This window comes from Pseudomonas cichorii (assembly GCF_015471405.1).
Classification (GTDB): Bacteria; Pseudomonadota; Gammaproteobacteria; order Pseudomonadales; family Pseudomonadaceae; genus Aquipseudomonas; species Aquipseudomonas serbiensis.
The window spans coordinates 1-299 of sequence record NZ_BLVZ01000057.1 but is presented as its reverse complement, the minus strand read 5'-3'; the positions used below and the strand labels follow the sequence as shown (position 1 = coordinate 299).

The following is a 299-nucleotide window of genomic DNA, read 5'->3' as shown; positions in this document are numbered from 1 at the left end:
TGGCTGGAAATTTCGCCGCCCTGGTTGTCGACGTCATCGACGGTGAGGGTCAGGGCCTCTCCGGCCCCGACAAAGCCATTGAGGCCGTTGTTCAGGGTGTCGCCGGTCAGGTTCAGGGTGCCCAGGGCAAAGAGTTGTCCGCCCTGCTGTTGCAGGTTGCCGATCACGGCGGTGAGGGCTTGTTTGCTGGAAATCTGGCCTTGGGTGTTGTTGGCGGTCGTAGCACTGACGTCAAGATCGCCATCGGCAATCACGGTGCCTTTGACGTTGCTCAGGGTGTTGTCGACGGTCAGTTTCAG

1 protein-coding gene is annotated in these 299 nt (G+C 60.2%); it reads right to left on the bottom strand.

The genetic code is table 11. The features are described 5' to 3' along the window. A partial coding sequence (locus JL015_RS27620; protein ID WP_236250289.1) for a hypothetical protein occupies positions 1-299 on the bottom strand: 299 nt, incomplete at both ends.